Origin of the sequence: Sinorhizobium saheli, from assembly GCF_001651875.1 — a bacterium.
Classification (GTDB): Bacteria; Pseudomonadota; Alphaproteobacteria; order Rhizobiales; family Rhizobiaceae; genus Sinorhizobium; species Sinorhizobium saheli.
On the sequence record NZ_LNQB01000075.1, the window covers coordinates 30534 to 54585 of the forward strand.

24 protein-coding genes, 2 pseudogenes and 1 riboswitch are annotated in these 24052 nt (G+C 62.4%); of the genes and pseudogenes, 6 read left to right on the forward strand and 20 right to left on the reverse strand.

Features of this window, described 5'->3' with window-relative positions; all coding sequences use genetic code 11:
* Nucleotides 1–297 precede the first annotated feature (297 nt).
* From gfa to ATB98_RS17060, 5 genes are all read right to left on the reverse strand, one after another.
* Nucleotides 298–873: an S-(hydroxymethyl)glutathione synthase gene (gene gfa, locus ATB98_RS17040; protein ID WP_066875690.1), complete on the reverse strand. Its 576-nt coding sequence runs from the start codon at nucleotides 871–873 to the stop codon at nucleotides 298–300.
* Between the two features lie 78 nt (nucleotides 874–951).
* Nucleotides 952–2079: an S-(hydroxymethyl)glutathione dehydrogenase/class III alcohol dehydrogenase gene (locus ATB98_RS17045; RefSeq protein ID WP_066875691.1), complete on the reverse strand. Its 1128-nt coding sequence runs from the start codon at nucleotides 2077–2079 to the stop codon at nucleotides 952–954.
* 89 nt (nucleotides 2080–2168) lie between these two features.
* Nucleotides 2169–3032, reverse strand: coding sequence for a substrate-binding domain-containing protein (locus tag ATB98_RS17050; RefSeq protein WP_066875692.1), 864 nt, complete (start codon nucleotides 3030–3032; stop codon nucleotides 2169–2171).
* Between the two features lies 1 nt (nucleotide 3033).
* On the reverse strand, nucleotides 3034–3552 hold the full coding sequence (locus ATB98_RS17055) for a c-type cytochrome, methanol metabolism-related (RefSeq protein WP_066875693.1): 519 nt from the start codon (nucleotides 3550–3552) through the stop codon (nucleotides 3034–3036).
* Between the two features lie 131 nt (nucleotides 3553–3683).
* On the reverse strand, nucleotides 3684–5582 hold the full coding sequence (locus tag ATB98_RS17060) for a methanol/ethanol family PQQ-dependent dehydrogenase (protein WP_234781927.1): 1899 nt from the start codon (nucleotides 5580–5582) through the stop codon (nucleotides 3684–3686).
* Between the two features lie 462 nt (nucleotides 5583–6044).
* Between ATB98_RS17060 and ATB98_RS17065 the strand changes: the two genes are divergently transcribed.
* Entirely contained in the window at nucleotides 6045–6386 is a 342-nt protein-coding gene (locus tag ATB98_RS17065; protein WP_066875694.1) for a hypothetical protein, read from the forward strand.
* A gap of 52 nt (nucleotides 6387–6438) precedes the next feature.
* Here the strand turns inward: ATB98_RS17065 and ATB98_RS17070 are convergent, their stop codons facing one another.
* From ATB98_RS17070 to ATB98_RS17105, 8 genes are all read right to left on the reverse strand, one after another.
* Nucleotides 6439–7188 (reverse strand): ABC transporter ATP-binding protein, encoded by a 750-nt coding sequence (locus ATB98_RS17070; protein WP_066875695.1) that lies wholly within the window; start codon nucleotides 7186–7188, stop codon nucleotides 6439–6441.
* The gene (locus tag ATB98_RS17075) at nucleotides 7148–7960 is read right to left on the reverse strand and encodes an ABC transporter permease (protein WP_234781925.1); all 813 of its coding nucleotides are present in this window, start codon (nucleotides 7958–7960) and stop codon (nucleotides 7148–7150) included. Before ATB98_RS17075 ends, ATB98_RS17070 begins: the two co-directional genes overlap by 41 nt.
* Nucleotides 7957–8949 carry an ABC transporter substrate-binding protein gene (locus ATB98_RS17080; RefSeq protein WP_066875696.1) on the reverse strand — a complete coding sequence of 331 codons (993 nt, stop codon included), beginning with the start codon at nucleotides 8947–8949 and terminating at the stop codon, nucleotides 7957–7959. The genes ATB98_RS17075 and ATB98_RS17080 overlap by 4 nt, the downstream gene beginning before the upstream one ends.
* A gap of 85 nt (nucleotides 8950–9034) precedes the next feature.
* On the reverse strand, nucleotides 9035–9253 hold the full coding sequence (locus ATB98_RS17085) for a hypothetical protein (protein ID WP_234781926.1): 219 nt from the start codon (nucleotides 9251–9253) through the stop codon (nucleotides 9035–9037).
* A gap of 184 nt (nucleotides 9254–9437) precedes the next feature.
* The gene (locus ATB98_RS17090) at nucleotides 9438–10073 is read right to left on the reverse strand and encodes a hypothetical protein (protein WP_084435512.1); all 636 of its coding nucleotides are present in this window, start codon (nucleotides 10071–10073) and stop codon (nucleotides 9438–9440) included.
* Nucleotides 10073–10936 carry an ABC transporter permease gene (locus ATB98_RS17095; protein WP_066875711.1) on the reverse strand — a complete coding sequence of 288 codons (864 nt, stop codon included), beginning with the start codon at nucleotides 10934–10936 and terminating at the stop codon, nucleotides 10073–10075. Before ATB98_RS17095 ends, ATB98_RS17090 begins: the two co-directional genes overlap by 1 nt.
* A 2-nt stretch (nucleotides 10937–10938) precedes the next feature.
* Complete coding sequence (locus ATB98_RS17100; protein ID WP_153435515.1) at nucleotides 10939–11724, reverse strand: ABC transporter ATP-binding protein; 786 nt, start codon at nucleotides 11722–11724, stop codon at nucleotides 10939–10941.
* Nucleotides 11712–11939, reverse strand: a complete 228-nt coding sequence (locus ATB98_RS17105; RefSeq protein WP_066875699.1) for a hypothetical protein — start codon at nucleotides 11937–11939, stop codon at nucleotides 11712–11714. Before ATB98_RS17105 ends, ATB98_RS17100 begins: the two co-directional genes overlap by 13 nt.
* A gap of 267 nt (nucleotides 11940–12206) precedes the next feature.
* Here ATB98_RS17105 and ATB98_RS30360 point away from each other — a divergent pair, with 267 nt between their 5' ends.
* Nucleotides 12207–12329: a hypothetical protein gene (locus ATB98_RS30360; protein WP_268801791.1), complete on the forward strand. Its 123-nt coding sequence runs from the start codon at nucleotides 12207–12209 to the stop codon at nucleotides 12327–12329.
* Nucleotides 12330–12383: 54 nt separating this feature from the next.
* Here ATB98_RS30360 and ribB read toward each other — a convergent pair whose 3' ends face one another.
* From ribB to rtcR, 4 genes are all read right to left on the reverse strand, one after another.
* Nucleotides 12384–13034 (reverse strand): 3,4-dihydroxy-2-butanone-4-phosphate synthase, encoded by a 651-nt coding sequence (gene ribB, locus ATB98_RS17110; RefSeq protein WP_066875700.1) that lies wholly within the window; start codon nucleotides 13032–13034, stop codon nucleotides 12384–12386.
* A gap of 20 nt (nucleotides 13035–13054) precedes the next feature.
* Nucleotides 13055–13180, reverse strand: a complete 126-nt coding sequence (locus ATB98_RS30365) for a hypothetical protein (RefSeq protein WP_268801792.1) — start codon at nucleotides 13178–13180, stop codon at nucleotides 13055–13057.
* Nucleotides 13165–13312: riboswitch (FMN riboswitch) on the reverse strand. Its footprint overlaps the gene before it by 16 nt.
* A 259-nt stretch (nucleotides 13313–13571) precedes the next feature.
* Complete coding sequence (locus tag ATB98_RS17115) at nucleotides 13572–14408, reverse strand: nucleotidyltransferase domain-containing protein (RefSeq protein WP_153435514.1); 837 nt, start codon at nucleotides 14406–14408, stop codon at nucleotides 13572–13574.
* 172 nt (nucleotides 14409–14580) lie between these two features.
* The gene (rtcR, locus tag ATB98_RS17120) at nucleotides 14581–16191 is read right to left on the reverse strand and encodes an RNA repair transcriptional activator RtcR (RefSeq protein ID WP_066875702.1); all 1611 of its coding nucleotides are present in this window, start codon (nucleotides 16189–16191) and stop codon (nucleotides 14581–14583) included.
* Between the two features lie 212 nt (nucleotides 16192–16403).
* Here rtcR and ATB98_RS17125 point away from each other — a divergent pair, with 212 nt between their 5' ends.
* The 3 genes from ATB98_RS17125 to ATB98_RS17135 all read left to right on the forward strand — a co-directional run bounded on the left by ATB98_RS17125 (nucleotide 16404) and on the right by ATB98_RS17135 (nucleotide 21226).
* Nucleotides 16404–17960 carry an RNA-binding protein gene (locus ATB98_RS17125; RefSeq protein WP_066875703.1) on the forward strand — a complete coding sequence of 519 codons (1557 nt, stop codon included), beginning with the start codon at nucleotides 16404–16406 and terminating at the stop codon, nucleotides 17958–17960.
* Between the two features lie 779 nt (nucleotides 17961–18739).
* Complete coding sequence (locus ATB98_RS17130; protein ID WP_066875704.1) at nucleotides 18740–20149, forward strand: RtcB family protein; 1410 nt, start codon at nucleotides 18740–18742, stop codon at nucleotides 20147–20149.
* A gap of 495 nt (nucleotides 20150–20644) precedes the next feature.
* Nucleotides 20645–21226 carry a dienelactone hydrolase family protein gene (locus tag ATB98_RS17135; protein WP_066875705.1) on the forward strand — a complete coding sequence of 194 codons (582 nt, stop codon included), beginning with the start codon at nucleotides 20645–20647 and terminating at the stop codon, nucleotides 21224–21226.
* 380 nt (nucleotides 21227–21606) lie between these two features.
* On the opposite strand, the pseudogene ATB98_RS17140 reads toward ATB98_RS17135, so the two are convergent.
* The 3 genes and pseudogenes from ATB98_RS17140 to ATB98_RS17150 form a co-directional block, all read right to left on the reverse strand.
* Nucleotides 21607–21969 (reverse strand): annotated as a pseudogene (locus ATB98_RS17140) (glutathione S-transferase N-terminal domain-containing protein); the annotation flags it as partial.
* A 124-nt stretch (nucleotides 21970–22093) separates the two neighbouring features.
* Entirely contained in the window at nucleotides 22094–22525 is a 432-nt protein-coding gene (locus ATB98_RS17145; RefSeq protein ID WP_066875707.1) for a DoxX family protein, read from the reverse strand.
* Between the two features lie 28 nt (nucleotides 22526–22553).
* Nucleotides 22554–23162: an FMN-dependent NADH-azoreductase gene (locus ATB98_RS17150; protein ID WP_066875708.1), complete on the reverse strand. Its 609-nt coding sequence runs from the start codon at nucleotides 23160–23162 to the stop codon at nucleotides 22554–22556.
* A 113-nt stretch (nucleotides 23163–23275) separates the two neighbouring features.
* Here ATB98_RS17150 and ATB98_RS17155 point away from each other — a divergent pair.
* Nucleotides 23276–23968: pseudogene (locus ATB98_RS17155) on the forward strand (LysR family transcriptional regulator); the annotation flags it as partial.
* Between the last annotated feature and the right edge of the window lie 84 nt (nucleotides 23969–24052).

A 24052-nucleotide genomic window follows, 5' to 3' on the forward strand; every position in this document is an offset into this window, starting at 1 on the left:
GATAGGGAACGGCGCCGGGCGCGTGCGGCCACGACTGCCGCGCGACCCTGGGCGAAGTCAGCCGTCGATCAACGGATCGCCGACGAGACCGTGCAATGCCGCCCGTCGAGCTCGATCGTGCCGAGGAGGACACAGCTTTTGCCCTTCCGGGTGCCGGCTGCCGGCCGCGCCGTTGCGTGAGGCCGCTCTTGCCCGGAAGCGTTCAATCCAGTCGTCATGGGAGATGGAGAAGCGAGTGCCCCGACTTTCCGGCCGGGGCACAAACGCGTCGTCAACGAGACGCCAAGGCTTCGTGGATCAACTGGGAAGCGCGCCCGACTTCTTCGCAACCCAGGTGGCGACATAGTCCATCAGCGCCGGCGACAGGCAGTCATAGGGCTCGAGGCCGAGCTCCCGCAGGCGGGCGCGGATGCCGTCCATCTGACTGGGATCGACGCCCGATTCGATGATCGAGGAGACGAAGGCGGCAAAGCCGGGCGGGGCCCAGCCCGACTCCTGGAAGCGCTCGGGGTGGATGAAGTCCAGCCCCTGGAAGGCATGTTCCCGCTCCACCGGCCCATACATGTGGACGCCGCATTCCCTGCAGGCGTGGCGCTGGATCAGCGCGGCAGGATCGACCACCTGCAGCTTGTCGCCGTTTTCGAGCACGGTCACCTTGTCATGCGGAACGACCGCTACAATGGAGAAATAGGCGCCGTTCGGTTTCCAGCATTTGGTGCAGCCGCAGGCATGGTTGTGGGCGATCTGTCCCTCGATCCTCACCTTGACGGGCCTGTCCGTGCAGGCACAAACGAGCGTACCGCCGGCGAAATTGGGGCTGGCCTGTCTTATGCCGCCGTCCACTGCCGGGTGAATGCGAATTGAACTGTTCATTGCGTATCCTCCCTGTTGCGGCCGAAGCTCGCCCCGTCATGGATGCCGAGGCGCTTCGGCTCGGTTCGCGTCCGGCGCTCAGTAGATCACGACGCTCCTGATGCTTTCGCCGGAATGCATCAGCTCGAAGCCCTTGTTGATATCCTCGAGGGCCAAGGTGTGGGTGATCATCGGATCGATCTCGATCTTGCCCTCCATGTACCAGTCGACGATCTTCGGCACGTCGGTGCGGCCGCGCGCGCCGCCGAAGGCGGTGCCCATCCAGGTGCGGCCGGTGACGAGCTGGAACGGCCGCGTCGCTATCTCCTGGCCGGCGCCGGCGACCCCGATGATCACCGACTTGCCCCAGCCGCGATGCGAGGCCTCGAGCGCCTGGCGCATCACCTTGGTGTTGCCGGTGCAGTCGAAGGTGTAGTCGGCGCCGCCGATCTGGTCGGCGCCGCGCTTCGTCATGTTGACGAGGTAAGGGACGATGTCGTCGCCGACCTCCTTCGGGTTGACGAAGTGGGTCATGCCGAATTTCTCGCCCCAGGGCTTCTTGGCGTCGTTGAGATCGACGCCGATGATCATGTCGGCGCCGGCAAGCCTGAGCCCCTGGATGACGTTCAAACCGATGCCGCCGAGACCGAAGACGATCGCCGTCGAGCCGATCTCGACCTTAGCGGTGTTGATGACGGCACCGATGCCGGTGGTGACGCCGCAGCCGACGTAGCAGACCTTGTCGAAGGGAGCGTCCGGGTTGACCTTGGCGACGGCGATCTCCGGCAGCACGGTGAAGTTGGAGAAGGTCGAGCAGCCCATGTAGTGATGCAGCTTCCCGCCATTGACCGAGAAGCGCGAGGTGCCGTCCGGCATCAGTCCCTGGCCCTGGGTGGCGCGGATGGCGGTGCAGAGATTGGTCTTGCGGGAAAGGCAGGACGGGCAGGCGCGGCATTCCGGCGTATAGAGCGGAATGACGTGGTCGCCCTTCCTGACCGAGGTGACGCCGGGGCCGACGTCGACGACGATGCCGGCGCCCTCATGGCCGAGGATTGCCGGAAACAGCCCTTCCGGGTCGGCGCCCGACAGGGTGAAATCGTCGGTATGGCAGATGCCGGTCGCCTTGATCTCGACGAGCACCTCGCCGGCCTTCGGCCCCTCGAGCTGTACCGTCATGATTTCCAGAGGTTTGCCGGCCTCAGTGGCAACGGCGGCGCGTACGTCCATGTCTCATCCTCCCTTGAACTTCACCTCCGCCACGGACCGGCTCTTAAGGTCCGCCGCCGCAGGTTGAGTCGCCCCCGGATACTCGCACGTCACTCGGTGATCCTCCCGTCGTGTTCGTCGAGCAGAGGGACACCATACGAGAGCAGCAGCTTGTTGATGTCGGCCTGATTATCCCTGATGAAGGTGTTGAGTGTGCGTTTCCAGTGCTGATCGAACGGCCGCACCCCCATCGTGATCCGATAGGCCATGCGCGAACCGCTCTTCTCCCGCGTCAGCGGCACGATCGCCAGATCGAGCTTTGACTTGCGGGCATAATAGCCTGCCATCGGCCCCCATACGGCGGCGGCGTCGATCACGCCTGCCTCCAGGTCACGAATCATCACCTCAGCCATCGACGGAGACACCCGCGTGTCGACGACGAGGGGATAGATCTTCGCTTTGCGCATCAGTTTTGCCGCCGCCATGTTGGCGGAGGGCGGCGTTGCCTGGACCACGCCGATCCGCTTGTCGGCAAGCTTCGGATCGGTCAGCGTTTCCACGCCGGCAAGCTCGCCGTCCTTCTCGTAGACGAGCACATAGGAGGAGCGATAGTAAGCGTTGGTATTCTGGACGAGCTCGTCCCCCTGGGCATAGCCCATGATGATGTCGCAGCGATTGGCGCCCAGCGTATTGCGCACAAAGCCGGTGACCGAGGGATACCACGTATAGGCGACGGACTTCCGTCCCGTCTTGGCGGCAACCATCTTGGCGAGCTTGTCCTCAAACCCCTCGCCGCTCTTGTCGGAGAACGGCATGTTGGAGGGGTCGGCGCAGACCCGCAGCGTCTCCGGGTCGACCAGTTCGCCGGCAGCCCCGAACCCGGCGCTCTGGGAGCGGACGGGCGACGGCATCAGCGCGACCATGACCATGGAGGCGAGCGCTGCCCTGCAAAGCCGATGGACGCCGCATGCCATGCTATCCCCCCATGCACGACGCTTCTTGGGCCTTGGCCGCTTCGGGTTTATCGGCCTTCTTGGGTGGGCGGCCGCGGGGCGCGGCGCCGACGGCCCGGGCACGCAGGTAGATGTAGAGATCGTCCATGTAGCAGTAGACGTTCTTATTGTCGCCGAATGCCGGCATGACGCTTTCCTTGCCGCCGCCAACATTCTTGCGTCCTTCGGCGACGATCGAAAGGAATGTCCCGTAATCGATGTTCTTCATGCTCTTGGCGAGGGCCGGCGCGTAGGATGACCCTTCTCCATCGGGCCCGTGGCAGACATGACAATCCGCGTGATAACGCCGATACCCGCTGAAGGTGTACCAGTCGACGACGCCGTTTTCGATCTTGAAGGTGGGATTGCCGTCCGCATCGAAGTGCTTGCCGTCTTCCTCCCTGACGCTCGCCGCTTTTTCCTTGCTGTCTTCGGCGCGGGCAGTGCCGTTTGCAAACGGCAGGAGAACGACGAGCGCCGAAATGATGAGGCGTGGTGACATGCATGACCTCTTTTCAGCCGCCGTGGTCATTTGGCTGACAGGCTTGAGACTCTTGTCCGGTGAAACCGAGAGCCCGGTCGCATTGCTGCTGCTCGGGCTCTCGCTTCGGCAACTGGGGCCTGTTCCGGCGATCAATCCGGGAGACCGAATACCGTCAGCTGGCCGCCGAGCGTCGTGTACTCGGCCAATGCGGCGTAACCGCCGACCGCACCCAGGCCCGCCGTGGCGATGGCCTGGCTTTCGTCGGTCGGAGCCTTCTCGCCGGCCACGGCCTGCTGCCAGGCTGCAGCGCCCTCGGCGCCGAGGAGTCCGCCGGCAAGCCCGATGCCTGCCCAGCCGCCAACACCCGAAAGAACCGCAACGTACTGCTTGCCGTCGTGTTCGAAGGTGTTGATGTTGCCGATGATGCCGGAAGGTGTCTTGAACTTGTAGAGTTCATTTCCTGCCGTATCCACCGCCTTTATGTAGCCTTCGAGCGTGCCATAGAAGATGACGTCGCCTGCGGTTGCGAGCGCACCTGACCACACCGAGAACTTCTCCGGCTTCGACCAGACGATCTCACCCTTGGCCGCGTCCCAGGCAATGAAATTGCCCATGCCGCCATGGCTGTCCGGCGTCGGATACATATTCACGGTCGCGCCCACATAGGCCTGGCCTGCCGTGTAGCTCACCTTGTAGGGCTCGTAGTCCATGCAGACATGGTTGGTCGGCACGTAGAACAGCTTCGTCTTCGGCGAGTAGGTTGCCGGTTGCTGGTCCTTCGTTCCGAGCGCCGCCGGGCAGACGCCCGTGGTGTTGACATCCTCGCCATTCTGTTCGGTCGAGTACTTGGCTACGACCTGCGGACGGCCATACTGGTCGCTGTTCGGATCCATCACGACCTCGGTCGCCCAGTTCACCGTCGGATCGTACTTCTTGGCAACCAGAAGCTCGCCTGTCGCCCGATCAAGGGTGTAGCCGAAGCCGTTGCGGTCGAAATGCACGAGTACGTCCCTCGGTTGACCGTTGATCTCCATGGCGTCGACGAGGATCATTTCGTTGACCCCGTCATAGTCCCACTCGTCATGGGGCGTCATTTGATAGGTCCACTTGGCCATCCCCGTGTCGGCATCGCGCGCGAAGATCGTCATCGACCAACGGTTGTCGCCCGGCCTCTGGTTGGGGTTCCAGGTCGAGGGGTTCCCCGTACCGTAGTAGATGAGGTTGAGCTTTGGATCATAGGCGTACCATCCCCATGTGGTTCCGCCGCCGGTCTTCCACTGCTCGCCTTCCCAGGTGTTCATCCCGGAGTCCTTGCCGACCGGCTTGCCGAGATGGGTGGTCTTCTCCGGGTCGATCAGCGTTTCGGCATCCGGACCCGTCGAATAGGCCCGCCAGGCGCGCTTGCCGTCGCTCAGATTGTAGGCCGTGATGTGACCGCGGACACCGAACTCGGCGCCGGAAATGCCGACAATGACCTTGTCCTTGACTACCATCGGCGCCGACGTGCTGGACTCGGCCAGGCTTCCGTCGATTTTCTCGCCATTCTGGACCTGCCAGGCGACCTTGCCGGTCTTGGCATCGAGCGCCGTGACCATCGTGTCAGCCTGCGACAGGATGATCTTGCCGTCGCCATAGGCCACGCCGCGGTTGACCGTGTCGCAGCACATGATCGGAATGACGTTCGGATCCTGCTTGGGTTCGTATTTCCAGAGGATCTTTCCATCATTCTTGAGATCAAGCGCATAGACGATGTTCGGGAACGGCGTGTGAACGTACATCACGTCGCCGATCACCAGCGGGCCGCCCTCATGGCCGCGCAGCACGCCAGTGGAGAACGTCCACTTGACCTGCAGATTCTTGACGTTGTCCTTGTTGATCTGGTCCAGTTTCGAATAGCGGGTGTTTGCGTAATCCCCTGTCGGCATCGCCCAGTTCTTAGCGTCGGCGGCAAGCTTCATCAGCTCGTCATTGGCCAACGCATTTCCGGCGAGGGCCGCTGTCAGAATTCCAGCGGCTGCCACCGGCACATATGCGAATTTTCCGAGCATGCGCATGCGAAATCCTCCCGATGTTGATATGCACCCGCGGTTCGTCCATGCGAAATCCTCGGGGTACCACAAAGGCCAGCTCAAGCGATGTCATGCTTGTCGAGGGACATGCGCTTCCGGCAGCGCGTCACGGATTGTTGAAGGGGCAGAGGGCACCGTTCTTGCCCGTCCCACCTGCGACACTTTGCCGCTCCCAGAAGACAAGCCTTGAAGCCGGAAACCGTTGGAGAATAAGCGATTAGGGAAGATAACGCAAGATTAAATCTCACGATACTTGTGCAACGCAACACAAGAAATGCTGCTTCGCAATATGTATATTGCGGAACCTTGCAGTTTAATTTCAGCAAGACCAAACACTGCTGTCGTGATACAGAGTATAGACAAGCTTAACTTGAAGCGTAACGGCGAACTTCGCGCTTTCGATAAAACGCGGATGGAGACCATGCTTGCCGGAGATACGAAGTGACCACCGCAACCACCGCCGCGCTCGCGTTCCTCGCTACGCTCACCTCTGCCGCCGCAGCGGCGCCTGTCGGCTACCCGACGGTTGCGGTCGCCGATTATGTGTACGGCTGCATGAAAGCCAATGGCGAGACGCGGGCCGTGCTCGAGAAATGTTCCTGCTCCATCGATGTCATCGCTTCGATCATCCCCTACGAGCGCTACGAGACGGCCGAGACCTTCAGGAGCCTGGGACTTCTGACCGGCGAAAGGGGCGGGCTGTTCCGTGAGAGCGCGCCAGCGAAATCCGCCAACGCCGAGTTGAGGCGGGCGCAGGCCGAGGCGGACGTCCGCTGCTTCTGATCGCGTGCCCGCAAGCATCTGGCCAGTATCCCCACCGCCCCGCGACCGGCGGTCACGCCGATTCGGGAAATCTCTCGTGGAAGTCGAGGACGAGCCTGTCGAGCGCCGTCTTGTCACGCAGATCGCGTGAAAGGCCCACATCGAAGACGCCTAGAACCTGCGCCGGACGCGGCGCCAGCACGATGATGCGGTCGGCAAGCAGCAGCGCCTCGCGCAGATTGTGGGTCACCATCAGCACGGTGGTGGGCCGCGCCGCCCATACCCTGATCAGGAGACGGCGCAGGCTTTCGGCGGTCCGTTCGTCGAGCGATGCGAAAGGCTCGTCCAGAAGCAATATCGCCGGTTCGGTGGCGAAGGCCCGCGCGAGAGCGGCGCGGCGCGCAAGGCCAAGCGAAAGTTCCGAAGGATAGAGCGACCGCATGGCGGAGAGACCGAGAATTTCGAAGAGCCCGTCGAGGTCCTTGTCCCTGAAGTTGCGCGGCAGGGCAAGGCGGACGTTCTGCTCGACCGTCCGCCAGGGCAGAAGGACCGGCTCCTGGAAGACCGCAGCGACGCGGTTGGAGCCGCCTTCCGGCAACTGATAGCTGCCCGAAAATTGCCGGTCGAGACCGAGCAGGATGCGCAGGGTCGTGGTCTTGCCGCAGCCGGAAGGCCCCAGCAGACAGGCGAATTCGCCCTGCCCTACCTCGAAGGAAAGTCCGCGCAGCGCAACGATCTTGACGCCCGTGGCCGACCGGAACGTCTTCTCGGTGATGTCGACTTTAAGCGGAGCCGCGGCGCCAGCGGGTTGTGTATCGTTCAAGTGGCTGCACCAGGAGGAGTTCGATCAACAGCATGATGGCCACGAAGGCCAGCGTATAGGCAAGGATGGCAGCAACATCGAATATCTGGAAGTAGAGATAGATCTGGAAGCCGACACCGCTCGAGCGGCCGAGCAGTTCGACGACGAGCACGATCTTCCAGATCAGCGCGATACCGGAGCGCGACGCGGCCGCGAAATAGGGCTGCAGCTGCGGCATCAGGATGTGGCGCAGATAGTCGATCGGCCCCAGCCGGTAGACGGTGGCCATTTCCGCGAAACGGGGGTCGAGCGCACGCGCACCCTCGCGCATGGTGACGACGACATTGGGTATCTTGTTGATCGCGACGGCGCCGACCGCCGCGGCCTCGGTCAGGCCGAACCAGATATAGGCGAGGACGATGACGACCAGCGCCGGCAGGTTGAGAAAGAGGACAAGCCACGGATTGAAGAAGCTATCCGCCCGCCGGTGCGTTCCGAGCAGGACGCCGATGACCGACCCGATGCTCATGGCGACGACATAGGCGGCCGCAACCCGCGAGAGCGTCATCGCCAGATGAAAGCCGAGATCGCCGCTCCCCGCCTCCTTGAGAAGCACCCGCCAGACCTCGAGCGGTGGCGGAAACGCGCGGCTCGGCCAGAGCCCCGCCGCGAGACTCCAGACGAGGCATAGGCCCAGCAGCGACGCGAGGACCGTTGCCGCAGGCCAGACGATGCCGCCCCCGCGCGCAAGCGCGCGAGCGCGCGCGCCGGCAGATACGAATCCCGCCCTCATGTCTTCAATGCAGCCCAGAACGTGCCGGGAGCCATCTGCCGCGCCTCGCCGACGAGCCGCTCGCCGCCAAGGTCGGCAAGGACTGCGTAGAGCTTGCCGGCGTCGCTCTCCTCCTCGGCGAGAGGCCGTTTCGGAATGCCTTCGCGATAGCGGTCGCGCAGCACCTCGAGCTCCCTGCCCTCGGCCCTCACTATGGGTGCCAGGCGCTGCCATTCGGCATCGGACTGGGCCAGACGTTCCTTGGCTTGCGCGCTTGCCTTGACGAAGCTCATCGCCGCCTCCGGGTTCTCGTTCGCCCATTTCTCATGGAAGACATAACCGAGCGCCGAGACCGGCCCCGACGCGCCGAGCGCCCTGGCTGCGTCGTCGGCCCCGATCAGGCGGCGGAAGCCGTTTGCCTCGAGCCGCGCGCAGAAGTGCCAGAAGTTCAGGACGGCATCGAGCTCACCGGAGAGGGCCTTTTCCGACAGCAGGGGCGGCGCGCCGAAAACGACGTCGGCCTCCCTGGTCAGGTCGATCTTGTGGTCACGCTGCGCCATTCCCTGGATCAGGAGCCAGCTCTTGTCGAGCGCTCCGCCGGCGACGCCGATCTTCTTGCCGACGAGGTCCGGAATGCCGCGAATGGCTGCATCCTGCTTGACCATGATCGCGCCGACTGCGGTCGAGTATGGCGCGAAGGTGAGGTCCTCGCCGTCCGAACGCTGGCGCGATACCCACAACCAGTCGGAAACGATGATGTCGAGATCGCCTGCCAGGATCGCGACGTTGGTGGCGTCTTCACCGGCAAAATAGACGACGTCCACGTCGATGCCGTTGGCCGCGTCGAACCGATTGTGCTTGATGGTGTCGAGTTCCCAGTTGACCGTGCCGAATTTCAGGACACCCACCCGGATCTTCGGCGCCGACGGGGCTGCGACGGTCCGCGGGCCCAGGGGATTTGCCGCCGCCAGCAGGGCCACCGCGCAAAAAAGACGCCGCGATATGTTCATGATGCCACCTCCCCAGAGGCCATGGGTCCTTGTTCTGCCCTGATAGGACGCGCGGCGCCGTGGGCGACAGGCATCGGCGGCAACGTCAAATCTCCCGGCCCTCGTCGGGGAAAGCACATGTCCATCGCGTAACCTTCAGTTCCCGGTGCTGCTCGGACCATTTGGCGATCTCGGCGGGGGCTAGGACCATGCATTGGACGAGCGAGCCGCGGCTCTCGAAATAGAGATGCTCCGTGCGGCAATCGGTCGGATTGCCCAAGGCGCAGACGGTCAGAACGAGATCGACGAGGTCCACCTGGAGCACCTTTCCCTGCGCGGGCGCACAGAAAGTATCCTCATTGGCATGCTTCGCATGCGAACCCGACAGCCGGCTTTCACAAGCTGCGCTACCGCCCGGCGCTGTAGTCGAAAGCCTGCGACGAGGATACGCGCGCGACCAGAAAGCGTCAATTAATCCGCAACGCTCGAGGGGCGCGGAAGCGCCGTCTTCATTTCGCGTTCAAGGTTTCGGCGATCGTCCTTGCCAGTGCGTACAAGCGCTGCTCGATCAGCGTCGGCACTTCGCAGACGAAGGTCAGCGATTGCGCGCGTTCCTGGAAGATGCGCGTCCGGAGCACGAGCCGATCATTGCGCAGCGCAACCTCGTTCGGATCGGCATCGGCCTTGGCCCGCAACGCCTCGACCGCCGACGCCTCCCGCCTGAGCACTTCCGCCATATCCCTCTGCGTGCGGGCGTAGCGCCCAATGCCGGCGATGACATCCGCGCGCTCCCGGTTCATATGGTCGAACAGCCCCTGCAGCAGCATCGTCAAGCGCCGTTGCCGATCGTCCTTCGGCAGGCCCTCCGCATAGGCTCTTATCTTTTGCTCAGCCTCCGGCAGCGGCACGCGGCGCGCCGCCAGTTCCGCCACCAAAGCGGATGTGTCCGCATCCCTGGACCAGTCGGCGGCCGATTGCGGCAGTGCGGCGCCGCTCCAGATCTGGGCGAGCGAAAGCTCCGGCACCTTGCGCTGGATACAGGGCCAGTCGGGATCGTCCCCCTGCGCGGCCACCGCGGACGAAGCGAGGACGGCGGCGACGATTGCCGCGGCGGGAATGATGCACTTCAAGGAAAGCCACCGCATCAGGCGTTTCCTCCGTTGTCCTGCTTGCGGCCGAGCAAGCCGATCGATGGATCATAGGCGAGGATCGCGCCGCCCAGAAACAGCACGGTGAAGCCGACGACGATCAGGAGCGGTCCCCGGTCGACCTCTCCGTAAAGGGCGAAGCGGATCAGTTCGACCGCATAGGTGAACGGGTTTGCGAGGCAGATCTTGTGGAGAAGCGGGCTCGACTCCTGAATGCGCCAGAGCGGATAGAGCGCCGGGGAGGCGAAATACATCGGGAAGATCACGAAGTTCATGACTCCCGCAAAATTCTCCAGCTGCTTGATCATCGACGACAGCAGCATGCCGAGCGAGCAGAGCATCATCCCCGACAGGAACAGCGCGGGCAGGATCATCAGGTAGCCGGTCCAGGGCGGCCTGACATCCCAGAACCAGGCGATCGCCAGGAAAGCATAGACCTGCATGATCGATACCATGACACCGGCGAGCAGCTTGGAGATCAGCAGGAACCAGCGCGGAAACGGGCTGACCAGCAGGGTCCGCATGTTGCCCATCTCCCGATCATAGACCATCGAGAGCGAGGACTGCATGCCGCTGAACAACAGGATCATGCCGCAGAGGCCGGGCGTGATAAAGACTTCGTAGAGCACGTAGGTCTTGTAGGGCGGGATGATGGAGACGCCGAGCACCTGGCGAAAGCCCGCGGCAAACACGAAAAGCCAGAGAAGCGGACGAACCAGCGATGAGACGAAACGCTCCCGCTGGTTGAGAAAGCGAAGTCCCTCCCGGACGAGAATGCCCTTGAGGCACACGAGGTACTGGCGGGCGCCGAAGCCTTGCCGCGGGGCCGGCTCCGGAATGCGGCTTGTGGCGGATTGCAACGTCATCGCGCCGCTCCACCGGCGACCGACGCTACCCCGCTCAGCGTCGCGAATGCCTCTCGAATGCCGTTGGCGCCGCAGGCCCGGACGACGTCATCGACCCTGCCGTCGGCGAGCACCCTGCCCTTGTCGAGGATGACGACATGATCGCTCTCTTCGACCTCATCGATGAGGTGGGTCGCCCAGAAGACGCTGATGCCCTCGGTGTGCACGAGCTCGCGGATGGCCGCGAGGATCTCGGCACGCGAGCGTATGTCCAGTCCCACGGTCGCCTCGTCGAGCAGCAGGAGCGGCGGCCGGTGCAACAGCGCCCGGGCGATTTCGATGCGACGCATCTGGCCCCCCGACAGGCTGCGCACCTTGTCGTACAGCCGGTCACCCATGTCGATCTGGGCAAGCAGCGTCCTGATCCGCGACATGGCCTCCGCCCGGCCGATGCCGTGCAGCGAGGCGTGATAGGAGAGATTCTGGCAGACGCTGAGGTCGAGATCGAGCGTGCGCGCCTGAAACACGATGCCGAGCCGGCGCAGCGCCTCCCCCGGTTCCCGTCGGATGTCGTGGCCGAAGATGCGGATCGTCCCGTGGCGCGTGTCGAAGAGACGGCTGATCAGCGAGAACAGCGTCGTCTTGCCGGCGCCATTGAGGCCGAGCAGGACGGCAAAGCGCCCCGGCGCGATCGAAAAGGAACTTTCGGAGAGCGCCTGCTTCTCACCGTAGAAATGACTGACCGCCGACACCTCCAGCGCGGCAGGCAGGCTCACCCCTTCCTTTGCCTTCACATGCTGCATTGTGCCCTCTTCCCGTCATTGCGGCCGCACGACCACGTCTCGGGCGATGCCACCAAGCGCATCTTCGCGCCCTCGCTCCTGTCGCGGGCGGGACCGGCAGTCGACAGGCGCTGCGTCGCGGAAAGATCGGCGCGGATGCAGGGCGCTGAGACCATGTCGTTGAGGGCCGGCACCACGACGCCTTCCGGTCCCGGCTCGGATTCATCGAGCGTCAACGTCTGTCCAAGGAAGCTGCCGGCGTGTCGTTGTCGCCGATCGCCACCGTTGCAACCTCGTCGCGCGGCGGCACGCCACACTTCCCACTTGCTCAATGGAATACCCCATCTCCGACCCCAGTCGGATCTGCGTATTTCGGTGCCGCAGACAAGCTTAACCGACATGTCCTTGATTTCAACCGGAAACCGTCGGGCGCTTCGGCTTTACGTCGGTTCCGCCCCACCGAAATTTGGAAGCGAGCAGTCGAGTGGGAGCCGATCCGCTTCATGTCCACGCTCGGACCGGGGGAGCGGCTGACGATCTCCGTGCCTCAAGCGCTCGGCCAGTCTTCCCGCGACTTTGAGATCGTACGCGACGGCGACGTGCTCATGAAAAGACCGGCGCCGTAGACATCGGCGTCAAGTGTCCTCAAGCGACGCTCGGCGCCGGCCTCCACCAGGGACCTATGCCACCGTCCTCAGATCGGAAGACGCCAGCTCGCGGAGCGACTCCTGTCTTCTTGTGTAGGCAATCAGGTCCTCGATCGTGATCAGCCGCAGGGCGTGGCGTTCGGCGAAGAGCTTGAGTTCGGGAAGCCGGGCCATGGTGCCGTCATCATTCGCCACCTCGCAAATGACACCGGAGGGCGTGAGGCCTGCCATTCGGGCGAGTGTCACCGCCGCTTCCGTGTGTCCGGGACGCCCGAGCACGCCGTCCGGATGCGCACGCAGCGGGAAGATATGGCCCGGCCGCGCGAAATCGGCAGGCTGCGATCGATCGTCGATGAGCGCCAGCACGGTCGCCGCGCGATCCGCGGCGGAGATGCCGGTGGTGGTGCCTTGACGATAGTCGACGGAAACGGTGAAAGCGGTTTTGTGGGACTCGGTGTTGTCGGGCACCATCAATGGAATGTCGAGTGCGTCGAGACGTTCGCCTTCGATCGCGACGCAGATCAGGCCGCGCGCATGCCGCATCATGAAGGCTATCGCCTCAGGCGTCACCGCTTGCGACGCGATGATGACATCGCCCTCGTTCTCGCGATCCTCGTCGTCAACGACGACGACCATCTCCCCGCGAGCCATTGCCGCTATCGCATCTTCAATTCTGGAAATCATGTTTTCAAGCCTTTCAAGGGTCACGCCGGCTCCCCGGCGAGTTTGATGTCGCTCATCCGATCGATGAAGCGCACAATTTTCCCTTGGGCGAACAAGGAACCGGCGCCTTCAGGCCTGAAGGCGCGATCCGCAATGCTCTCTTCCATCCGGACTATACCGTCGGCTCCGGCCTCGCACCGGATCTGCTGACCTTCCGGCTGGAGCCGGAAGCGCTCGCGGGCTCCGGGATCACTCCCGATACCGCCGGTGGGGAATTCCACCCCGCCCTGAGAACAGCGTGAAGATAGTGAGCAACGATAGGCAAGCGCAAGTCCCCCTGCGACGTTCCGCTGCTTATGCTCGCCGTTCTCGAGCGCCGCGTTTTACGGCGATGCTCGCCTCCAGCCAGCCCAGGGCCGAAATATTCCATACCGTGCTCAGGTTCTGAACTTGCTCGCAACGGTACGGGGCCTTGTTTCGAACGCCCCCGGCACCGCTGATCGTCTCGGCGGCAACCCGGGCCGCCTCTGCAATGTCGCCGGGCGCCCTTGCCGGCACTCATGCATCGACGTCCGGCGGCGCGAACCTGACGACGACATCCCTGAAAAACGCTTCTGCTTCGCGTTCGGCTGCCGCAGGCATTTGAACCCTGCCTGTGCCAAACGCAGTGCGTGCCTGAGCGAATTCGCTGTCCAGGAAATCGGCGATCGAAGCGGGTAGAAGCGATGAACCGAGTTCCCTCGTCGACGCCTTGCGTTCCAGCAATTCCGCGATGACGTCGCGCACTTCCTGCGAAGGGGCGCACTGATCCATCAGGGTCGGGAAGTGCATGGGAGGCACGGCCTCACCGGGGTGAAGCCGCAGCCACCGCAACGCCGCCGCCGGCCGGAGCGCGTAGAACAACTTCTTCTGAGGAACGGCGGCCCCGTCACCGAAATGGATCTTCCGCTGGCGCTCTCCGAGGTGGAGATAATGGCGCGCCACCAGGTCACGGTTGGCGTATCTCTGAGCCAGATCAAGGAATTCTGCCCGAAATCCTTCATCGCCACAGTAGACGATCGGCGAGCGCAGCCACTCGAGAATGACGGCATTTCCCTTGAGCATGAGTTTAAGGGCCTTGCCGAGGTCCCAGCCGTTAATATCGAAGACGCTTTCCAGCGGCGTCTCGATCACGTCTCGTCGCTGCCAGGGTGTCAGATATTGATTCAAACTACGCACGAAAACAAAGCGGCAGTCGTAATCACTGTCGGGCGACGGAAAGCCCCACGCGCGGCTACCGCTTTCGATGGCAAGCGGAATCGAAACGGAGTTTTCCGCCTGGATCGCGACCAGCCGCGCGTCGATATGCGAAACCGTCGTCGGCGCCATGTCCGGTGAGATTGCCCGCAATGCCATTGAAATCCGTCTCGAAATCGGAGGTTGTTCGCCTTTGCTGCTCGTGACCTGATTGCAATGAAGAAACGGCCGCGGTCAACTATGTATTGCTCGCTCTGGCGCCGAATCCCCTCCTGGCAAATGAGCGATCCGAACCCGATGCGGTCCGTCCACGAGTGTTCCGGTCGACGCCTCACAGGTTGCGCTTCCTTACGTCATCAAATTTCAAGCCAAAACGCGCGAGGTACTTCACGAGACGGTCGGAATCGTTGCTGCTCTTCTTTTCCAAACGAGAGCTTGCAAACAGCGCCCTTCCAGCCGCACTGGCTGTTGCATGCTCTCGACAGACCCGCAGAACCGCGGCGAACCGGATGGCGTCGAAAGGATCGAGGCGCGCGGCGGCGTCGACGCCCAGGAGCTCTTCGACGATCGAGTCCGCATCGGACATGCCCGCCGACGGTCGCCAGAACGCGTTCAGCCTGCGGATCTCGTCATTGACGACATCGATTGTGATGCGCCCATGCGGAGCGAGTGTCGCCATGCGCGTGACGGAGGCGGAGAGGTCGCGGAAATTCGCGCTCCAACTCGCCTGCGGGCTCGTGGCGAAAGAGAGATACCGTTCCCGCGCCTCTCTGTTGAAAGTAACGCTCTGGCCCTCCCGCTCGAGGTAACGCCTCAGCTCGAATTCGATATTGGGCTCGATGTCCTCCTTGCGCTCCCGCAGCGCCGGCAACCGGAAAGTCCAGAGGTTCAGACGAGCATAGAGGTCCTCGCGAAACCTGCCCTTCCGTACCTCGTCGCCAAGATCGCGGTTGGTGCCGGCGAGCAGCTGAAAGTCAGCGGAAACCTCGCGGTCGGCGCCGACCGGCAGGAAGCGCTTCTCCTCGATGGCGCGCAGGCACATCGCCTGCTCGTCCAATCCGAGCTCGCCGATCTCATCGAGAAACAGCGCTCCCTGATCGGCCGATTTGAGCAAGCCGGCTCGTTCGCCCGCGGCCCCGGTAAAGGCGCCTTTCACATGCCCAAACAGAGCAGACATCGCGTGGTCGCCACGCAGCGTCGCGCAATTGACCTCGATGAATTGCCCGCTCACCTTGCGCTGGTTCTTCTTGAGCTCGTAGATCCGGCGCGCAAGCTGGGATTTGCCCGCGCCCGTCGGCCCGGTCAGGAGCACCGGTGCGTTCGAGCGGATGACCACCCGCTCGATCTCGTCGATCATCCTGTTGAAAGCGGCGTTGCGAGTGGAAATACCCGATTTCAGGAAGGACGCGGCGTCCTCGCGTTCGGAAGCGAAGCGCTTGGCGATTTCGTCGTAACGCGAGAGGTCGAGATCGATGATCCGGTGCGTTCCGGCGAAATCCTCTCCAGGCTCCCGCTCCCGCGGCGGCGAGAGCTGCAGCAGTCGACCGGGAATGATCCGGGCTTCCGTGAGCAGGAACCAGCAGATTTGCGCGACGTGCGTGCCGGTGGTGATGTTGACGAGATAGTCCTCTTCATCCGGATCGAACGCGTAAGATCGGGCGAAGTCCCTGAGACGGGTGTAAACCTCGGAGAAATCCCAGGGATCGTTGAAGTTGATGGTGTTTCTGCGCACTTCCGTCGCCGGCGATACGGTTTCGATGTCGCCGATGATCCGTCTGGCAAGAGCCTCAGCATGATTGTCAAAAATGAGCTCCAGCCTGTCGATGAACAGGCCGCGTTGCTGGCACAGCCCGACATTTGGCCGCCACCGGCTCCAGCGGTCTTCCCGCTTGCCCATGTCGAGGGTTGTCCCGAGAATGCTGATGACGACGCGTCGTTTCATCGACTATCCAAAATTATAAGTTCCTATCCTATAAGATATCATAATCCTCAAGCATTCCTTCAGGCAATTTCTGATTGATGACGGTCTCAAAAATTTTTTGCCGTTAGAATTCAAATACATACTGAAAAGAGGCTTCGTTTTTCTGCACCTGTCCGCGAGATTGGCACGCCTCTTGAAATGTATCCGGCACGAACCGATCAAGAGGTGCTGCCATGGTCAACAAGGCAATTTTCAAATCCTACCTCGGCAAACTGCTTCCGGGCACGGACGCAGCGAACCATGAGGGCGCCCCCGCTTATCGACTGACGGCCCGGGAAGCACTGGCCCAATATGCCGTAACCGGGACTTTCAACGGCACCTTCTATGCGGACGGCGTCGATCAGTTCGATGCGGTGAAGGCGCTCGCACTCGAGGTCGAACCGGAGTTTCTGGCCAAGGTGGCGATCTATGCGGCGGAGAAGGGCTACATGAAGGACATGCCGGTGATGTTGCTGGCCATGCTCGCGGGCCTTCAGAGCGATGCCTTTGCCCACGCGTTTCCGCGCGTGGTGAAGAGCGGCAAGATGCTGCGCGGCTTCGTTCAGGTCATGCGCTCGGGCGTGACGGGACGCAAGTCGCTCGGCACGCGGCCGAAGAAGGCCGTGCAGGCATGGCTCGAACGCGCAAGCACAGAGCAAATCCTGCGCGCGATGGTCGGCAACGACCCATCGCTCGCCGATGTGATCCGTATGGTCCATCCGAAGCCGTCCTCGGAAGAACGCAAGTCGCTCTACGCCTGGGCAATCGGCAAGCCGTACGACCATGCGGCACTGCCGAAGCCCGTGAAATCGCTCGAGGCATTCCGGCGCGATCAGCGTGGCTCGGTTCCGGACGTGCCGTTCCAGCTGCTGACCTCCCTGCCGCTCACCCGTGAGCATTGGGTCGAGATCGCCCGGCAAGGCGGCTGGCAGATGGTCCGTCAGAACCTCAACACCTTCGCTCGCAATGGTGCGTTCGAGGTGAGTGGGTTCGCGGAGGCACTGGCAGCAAGGCTCTCCGATCCTGCGGAAATCCACAGGGCGAAGGTCTTCCCCTATCAGCTGATGATGGCGTGGCGGACGGTCGATAGCCAGGTTCCGAATCTCGTGAGGGACGCGCTGCAGGACGCGATGGATATTGCGATCTCCAATGTGCCGGCCATCGAAGGCAATATCGTGCTCTGCCCCGACGTGTCCGGCTCCATGAGCTCGTCGGTGACGGGTTATCGGAAGGGCTCCACGTCGGCAGTGCGCTGCATCGATGTCGCCGGGTTGATGACCGCGGCCTTCCTGCAGCGCAATCCGAAGGCGCGAGTGCTGCCGTTTGAGAACGAAGTGATGCACATCGAGCTCAACCGGCGGGATTCGGTGATGACAAATGCCGGCAAGCTGGCTGCGATCGGCGGCGGCGGAACCAATTGCTCCGCGCCGCTCCGGACGCTTGCCGACGAGAAGGCCAAAGTCGATCTCGTCGTCTTCATCTCGGACAACGAGTCCTGGGTGGACGCGCGACGCGGCGGCCAGCCGACCGCGATGATGGCCGAGTGGGCACGGATCAAGAGGTTCAACCCGGCTGCCAAGCTGGTTTGCCTCGACATCCAGCCGCACGCCACGTCTCAGGCGCCGACGCGTGACGACGTGCTCAACATCGGCGGCTTCTCCGATGCCGTCTATGGTGTGATCGCCGCCTTTGCGGCCAACAGGAAAGGAGCACGGGCCTGGGTCGAAAGCATCGAAGCAATCGAGCTCTGACCCGAATGAAGCAATTCCCCGCGCCGTCGTAAACGGCGCGGCCGTGACGAATGCCGGAAGAAACTACAGGCTGTTAACCTCCAGGTCGCGGGTTCGAATCCCGCCGGGTCCACCATCGTGGATCCGTAGCTCAGCGGATAGAGCAGGACGTTTCTCCAACTCTCGTCGTCACGGACGAATACATGGCGAATGCGTGAGGAACTCCATCGGTAGCCCTGAAGGGTCGTGGGTTCGCATCCCCCTTCCGCAAGGAAGAAGTGTTTCTCGCAACACTCGTCGCCATGGAATGGGCAGCTCATGCCCGGAAAACGACGCTGGTGCTCCGCGAATGGAGTTGCAGGTTCTTAGCCTGTGCTGCCTCCGTTCGTGGAGGAACGGCAGGAAGTTTTCCTGGCAAGGCTGTCTCAAGCAGCGGCGAATGCCGGACGGAACTACAGCCTCACCAGACGGATGGTCTGGTTGGGTTCGACTCCCACCCTTGGCGGCGCTCTCTGGCACGAGCGGGGCCATCCGGTTTCGTCCACCCTCGTCGCCGCTGCAACATTCTCCCCGTCGGGGAGCCGGAATGAATAAAGTCTCGGCGAATGCCGGCAAGACTACAAGGTAGAGCGGCCCGCCGAACTTCCGGGGGGGTAGGTCGGATGTTCAAGTCATTCCGTGTTCCGTTGGAACGCGTAGCTCAGTAACACGTCCTGCCAAGTCTCGTCGCCGGGACCACGAAATGAAGAAGCGAACCGAACAGAAGGACTGCAGACGCAGAAAAGAATATGACCGGAGTAATGAGCGGACAGGACTTGATCGATGCCGGCATGAGCCAGGGCAGCTGGTTCCGGGCGGCACTCGAGGCTGCCAACAAGGTGTTGAGCGAGGGCGGCTCGACGGCCGATGCCCTGGCTGCCGCCCGCGCACACCAGCCCGCACCGACCCTTCCTCTGCGATCGGGGAACGATGTCGCCATTCACATGAATATCCGCGCCGAAAACGCCCATGAGCAGGACAACATCGAGAAGGTGAGCGCCACCATGCGGGAGCTAGTGCGCACGCCCGTCGTTCGCGCGGCGGCGATCATGCCCGATGCCTGCCCCTCCGGGCCGGTGGGCACGATTCCCGTCGGAGGTGTGGTCGCCTCGGAAGCTATCCACCCCGGCATGCATTCGGCCGACATTTGCTGCTCGATGGCGATTTCGATCTTCCCGGACGTGTCGCCACAGGCTCTGCTCGAGGGGGTGCATGCGGTGACGCATTTCGGGCCGGGCGGACGTCCGCGCGGCGCGCAGATCAAGCCTTCCGAAGCGACGCTCACGGCGTTCCAGCAGAACCCGTTTCTCAGAGAGATGGTCAGCGTCAGCATCGACCACTTTGCCACCCAGGGCGACGGCAACCACTTCGCCTATGTGGGACAGATGAAATCGACCGGCGAGACGGCGCTCGTCACCCATCATGGCTCGCGTGCGCCCGGCGCGCGGCTATACGAAAGGGGCATGAAGATCGCCGACAGGTTTCGCCAGTTGCTCTCCCCGGAAACGCTGAGGGAAAATGCCTGGATACCGGCGGAGAGCGAAGAAGGAGAAAACTATTGGTCGGCCCTGCAGACGGTTCGTCAATGGACGAAGGAAAACCATTTCGCAATCCATGACATGGCAGCGAAGAACCTCGCCACCAAGGTTGGCGACCGGTTCTGGAACGAGCACAACTTCGTCTTCCGGAAATCCGACGGTCTCTTCTACCACGGCAAGGGGGCAACACCGGCTTTCGACAATTGGGCCGACGACGCGACCGATCTCACGATCATTCCGCTGAACATGGCGGAGCCGATCCTGATCGTGCGCGGGTCGAACGCCAACAACGGGCTCGGCTTCTCTCCCCATGGGGCCGGTCGCAATTTCTCGCGCACGGCGCATATCAGGCGTCTTCGCGAGGAATACGGCGCCGATAGCCGCGGCCTGAGCCCGAACAACATCGCGGCGATCCTGGCGAAGGAGACGAACGGGCTTGACACGCGGTTCTACTGCGGCTCGCCAGACGTGTCGGAGCTTCCGAGCGCCTACAAGAGCGCCGCGAACGTCAGGGCGCAGATCGATCATTACGGACTGGCCGAAGTCGTCGACGAGGTGGTTCCCTACGGATCCATCATGGCCGGCGACTGCCAGAGCAACGCTCCGTGGCGTCGCGGCAAACGTAAGGGGTAATCCGCAGAATGGTACCGCACCTGTTGGTGCGGTGCCATTTTCGACCGGGAGCCATCCGTGGCCCTCAGCCCTCCACGACACCCTGGCGCCTGTTTACCTGTCGCTATTGCATGTCTCCTTGTTCGACCTCGTTCAAGAAGACGGCAATTTAAGTGCTGCAGCGACCTTTGCGCGTCTGAGGACCGGGGCGCGCTGCAGGCCGGTTCTGGGGTCGTGCCCGCGACGATCCACCCCCCGGCGGCCTATGTCTATGCGCCGCAGCGCAAGGCCGAACGGCCCATGATCCATCCCCCCGGCTCCAGCGGCGTTCTTGCAACAGCGGCTGGCCGCTCGCCCGAAGCCGGCTGTGCGCCACCGCTTACTCGAACAGAACCATGACGGCCGCCACCAGGCGCGCAAACGTTACTCCCGAAATGTGTGTACGTTCTTCCCGGCGAGGCGAGGACGCCGTAGGGTGATCGACCTGTACCCGACCAACCTACCCGGAGGCTCCGTATGGCTGAGGTCTTGCTGTTCCACCACGCACAGGGGTTGACCCCGGGTGTGCGCGCCTTCGCCGACGATTTGCGGGCGAGCGGTCACATCGTGCACACGCCGGACCTGTTCGACGGACGCACGTTCCAGAGTATCGAAGAGGGTCTCGCCTATATCAGTGAGATCGGATTCGACGAAATGCGCGAACGCGGCGTCCGCGTCGCCGACGAAATGCCGCACGGGCTCGTCTACGCCGGGTTCTCATTCGGCGTGCTGCTGGCGCAGAAGCTTGCACAGACGCGACCCGGGGCGCGCGGAGCCCTGCTCTTCCATTCTTGCCTGCCGATCAGCGGCGAATGGGCTTTCGGACCCTGGCCGGACGGCGTGGCTGCCCAAATCCACGGTATGGACAATGACCCGATCTTCGTCGGCGAGGGCGACATCGATGCCGCCCGCGAGATTGTCGAGAAGGTCGCGGACGCAGAGCTATTCCTCTACCCCGGCGATCAGCACTACTTCGCCGACAGCTCGCTCCCGTCCTATGACGCGGATGCGACCGCCCTACTCACCATCCGAGTGCTTGAGTTCCTGGATCGCGTCTGAACCATGCCGGCCCAATTGCTTTGCGCTCGTCACGAAAAGTGGTCCCGCATCGCTTACGCAGAAGGCGGTGATCGAGGATTTGGCAGAAAGGCCGCATTTTCCGCGGCCTCGACACGCAAGAACCCCGGCATCCTGGGGATCCGGGGTTCTGGTATTTGGTTGCGGGGGCGGGCAACCAACGATTCCTGCGATTGGTAGAGCGAGAGCTGGGAAAGGAGCTACACAGAAGCGCAAAGTCTAGATTAAGAGGCTAAGGCGGCTGTAGTGCTGCTGGTTCTTGAAAGCGGAAAAGCGATGCCAACCTGTTCGCCCCAGCTGGCGTCGGCTACCGTGTTCGTGTCGCCCATGACATAGGCCTTGCCGTCGATCTGGCCTTCCATTTACTGGAAACGGTCAAGCACACACATGAGGTGAAAGTCCTTCTCGTCCCCCGACATGACGGGACTGAACAGCGGCCCAAGGTTCTCATGCAATTCGCCGCTGATGAAGGCAAGCCACTTGATCAGCCGATAACGCTCCGTCGTGCCCCAAGCAGGCGCAAGCTTCTTTTCCGGCACCTGATCGGCCACATACTGCAAGATCGCCGGCCCCTCGGTCAGGCGCTGGCCGTCATCGAGTTCAAGCAGCGGAACATAGCCACGCGCGTTGACGGAGTGGTAGTCAACGCCATCGAATGTGTGCAGCTGCAGATCGACACGCACGGGCGTAAAGGGCAGTCCGGCTTCGCGGAGAACAATGTGCGAGGCAAGCGAGCAAACACCGGGGCTGTAGTAACGTTTTCATGCAGAGCTCCGAGGAACCGCGAGGGAATAGTTGGGATGATGACATTGCTTGGGCGATTGCTGCCCATACAGTCGCAGATCTTTATCAGCGCGGCGCGACTGGCGCCCGCTTGCCGCGGCCCCACAGGATGAAGGCCACGAGGGGAAGCAGGATGAAGTTGAGCGGAAGGGCGGCAAATTCACCGCGCATGGCATGGAAGATGATGGCGCAGATTTGCAGGATGGTGCAGCCCAGAGCCGCAAGAACGGTGAGGCGCGGCTGGATGCGGGTAAGAGCAGGCAAGAGGATGCCGATCCCACCCGCAACATCGATCAATCCGGTCAATCGTAATAGCGTTGGATACTCGGCCGGCCATTGCGTCTGCCACATCGCGGCCAGCGCCTCGGCAGGCATGAAGAGCTTCTGGAACCCAAACAGAATGAAAGCGGCGAACATCAGCGTTTGAACGCTCCAGAGGCTGAGTTGCAGTACTTTCCCGGCTGGCTGGATGGGAGTTGAGACGGTGTTTGCTTGCATGGAAAGCTCCTGTTTCAGTAAGGCGGCTTCAGGCGGCGATACGAGCGATCCGCGCCCGCGCGGCGGTCACGGCATTTGCGGCGCCATCGGCGCCTCGGTTCACACCTTCGACACGGATCATCTCGACATCGGTGATACCGATGAAGGCGAGCACGGACTTCAGGTAGGGCGTGGCGTGATCAAGCGCTGCCGCCGGACCTTCGGAGTAGATCCCGCCCGAGGCTAAGACGATGTAAGCCTTCTTGCCTTTGGCCAGTCCCTCGGGACCGCTAGCCGTATATTGGAAGGTCTTGCCTGCCCGGCCGATATAGTCGATCCAGGATTTCAGATTCGAGGTGATGTTGAAGTTGATAAAGGCGGTCCCAATCACCAGCGTATCTGCCGCCAGAATCTCTGCCACCAGTTCATCCGACAGGCGGAGTGCAGCCGCTTCAGCAGCGTTCAGGCCTTCGGCGGGTTTGTGGATTCCGGTCGTGAACCCACCATCCATATGCGGCAACGGGTTGGCGGCGAGGTCACGGTGAACAAGGGCGCCGGCAGGATTGGCTGCTTGTAGCCGCTCGGCAAGCTCGATGGCGATCTGGGTGGAGAAGGAGCCGGGGCGCGGACTGGTGGTGAGAAGCAGGATGGATGACATATGCAGTTCCTTGGAGTGAATCCGCCACGTGAATTAGCAATGACATAAGGCTTGCCGGCCATCTGGAAAATCGGCATAAATTCGAACCAACATATCGATATGGTCGATGAGAGATGCAGCCCCACCCAACCTTGGATCAATTTCAGGTATTCGTTGCCGTAGTGGAGAAAGGCAGTTTCTCGGCGGCGTCCCGCGCGCTCAATCGTACCCAATCGGTCATTAGTTATACGATCGCCAATCTCGAGGCGCAGCTAGGAGTGGCACTCTTCGGCCGTTCCGGGACGAAGCGGCCGCAACTTACAGAGGCTGGCAGGTCCGTTCTCGAGGATGCGCGCCGGTTGCTCGGGGATCTCGATTTGATGCGGGCGCGGGTGAAGGCGCTAAACGAAGGCCTTGAGGGAGAGCTGCCCATCGCTATCAGCAGCGCCGTGCCTTCAGACATCGTAGTTGCTGTGCTGCGCGCCTTCCGAAACCTGTACCCGACTGTGTCCGTGAATGTCACCGTCGGCACGCTCGGGATCGTGATGGATGCGGTCATTACCGGGAGGGCGACCGTCGGCTTCGGCGGTTCCATGGCGACGGGAAATCATCAGATCGTTTCCGAACGGATCGGCCATTCGGCGATGATACCCGTCGCAGCTCCGGACCATCCCCTTGGAATGCTGGGCCGGACAATCAGCCTTGCCGACGTTAGGGACGAGACGCAGCTCGTGGTATACGACGCCTCTGGGCTGACAAAGGGACGCGACTTCAACGTCTTCTCACTCAAGACCTGGCGGGTCAGCGACAACGCGACGAAGCATCAGTTTAGTCGCCCGTGAACTATCCGCACGTCTTTGATAGTGCGATATAATTTCGGTTTTCTGCGGCACGGTGTTGCAAGAAAAGCG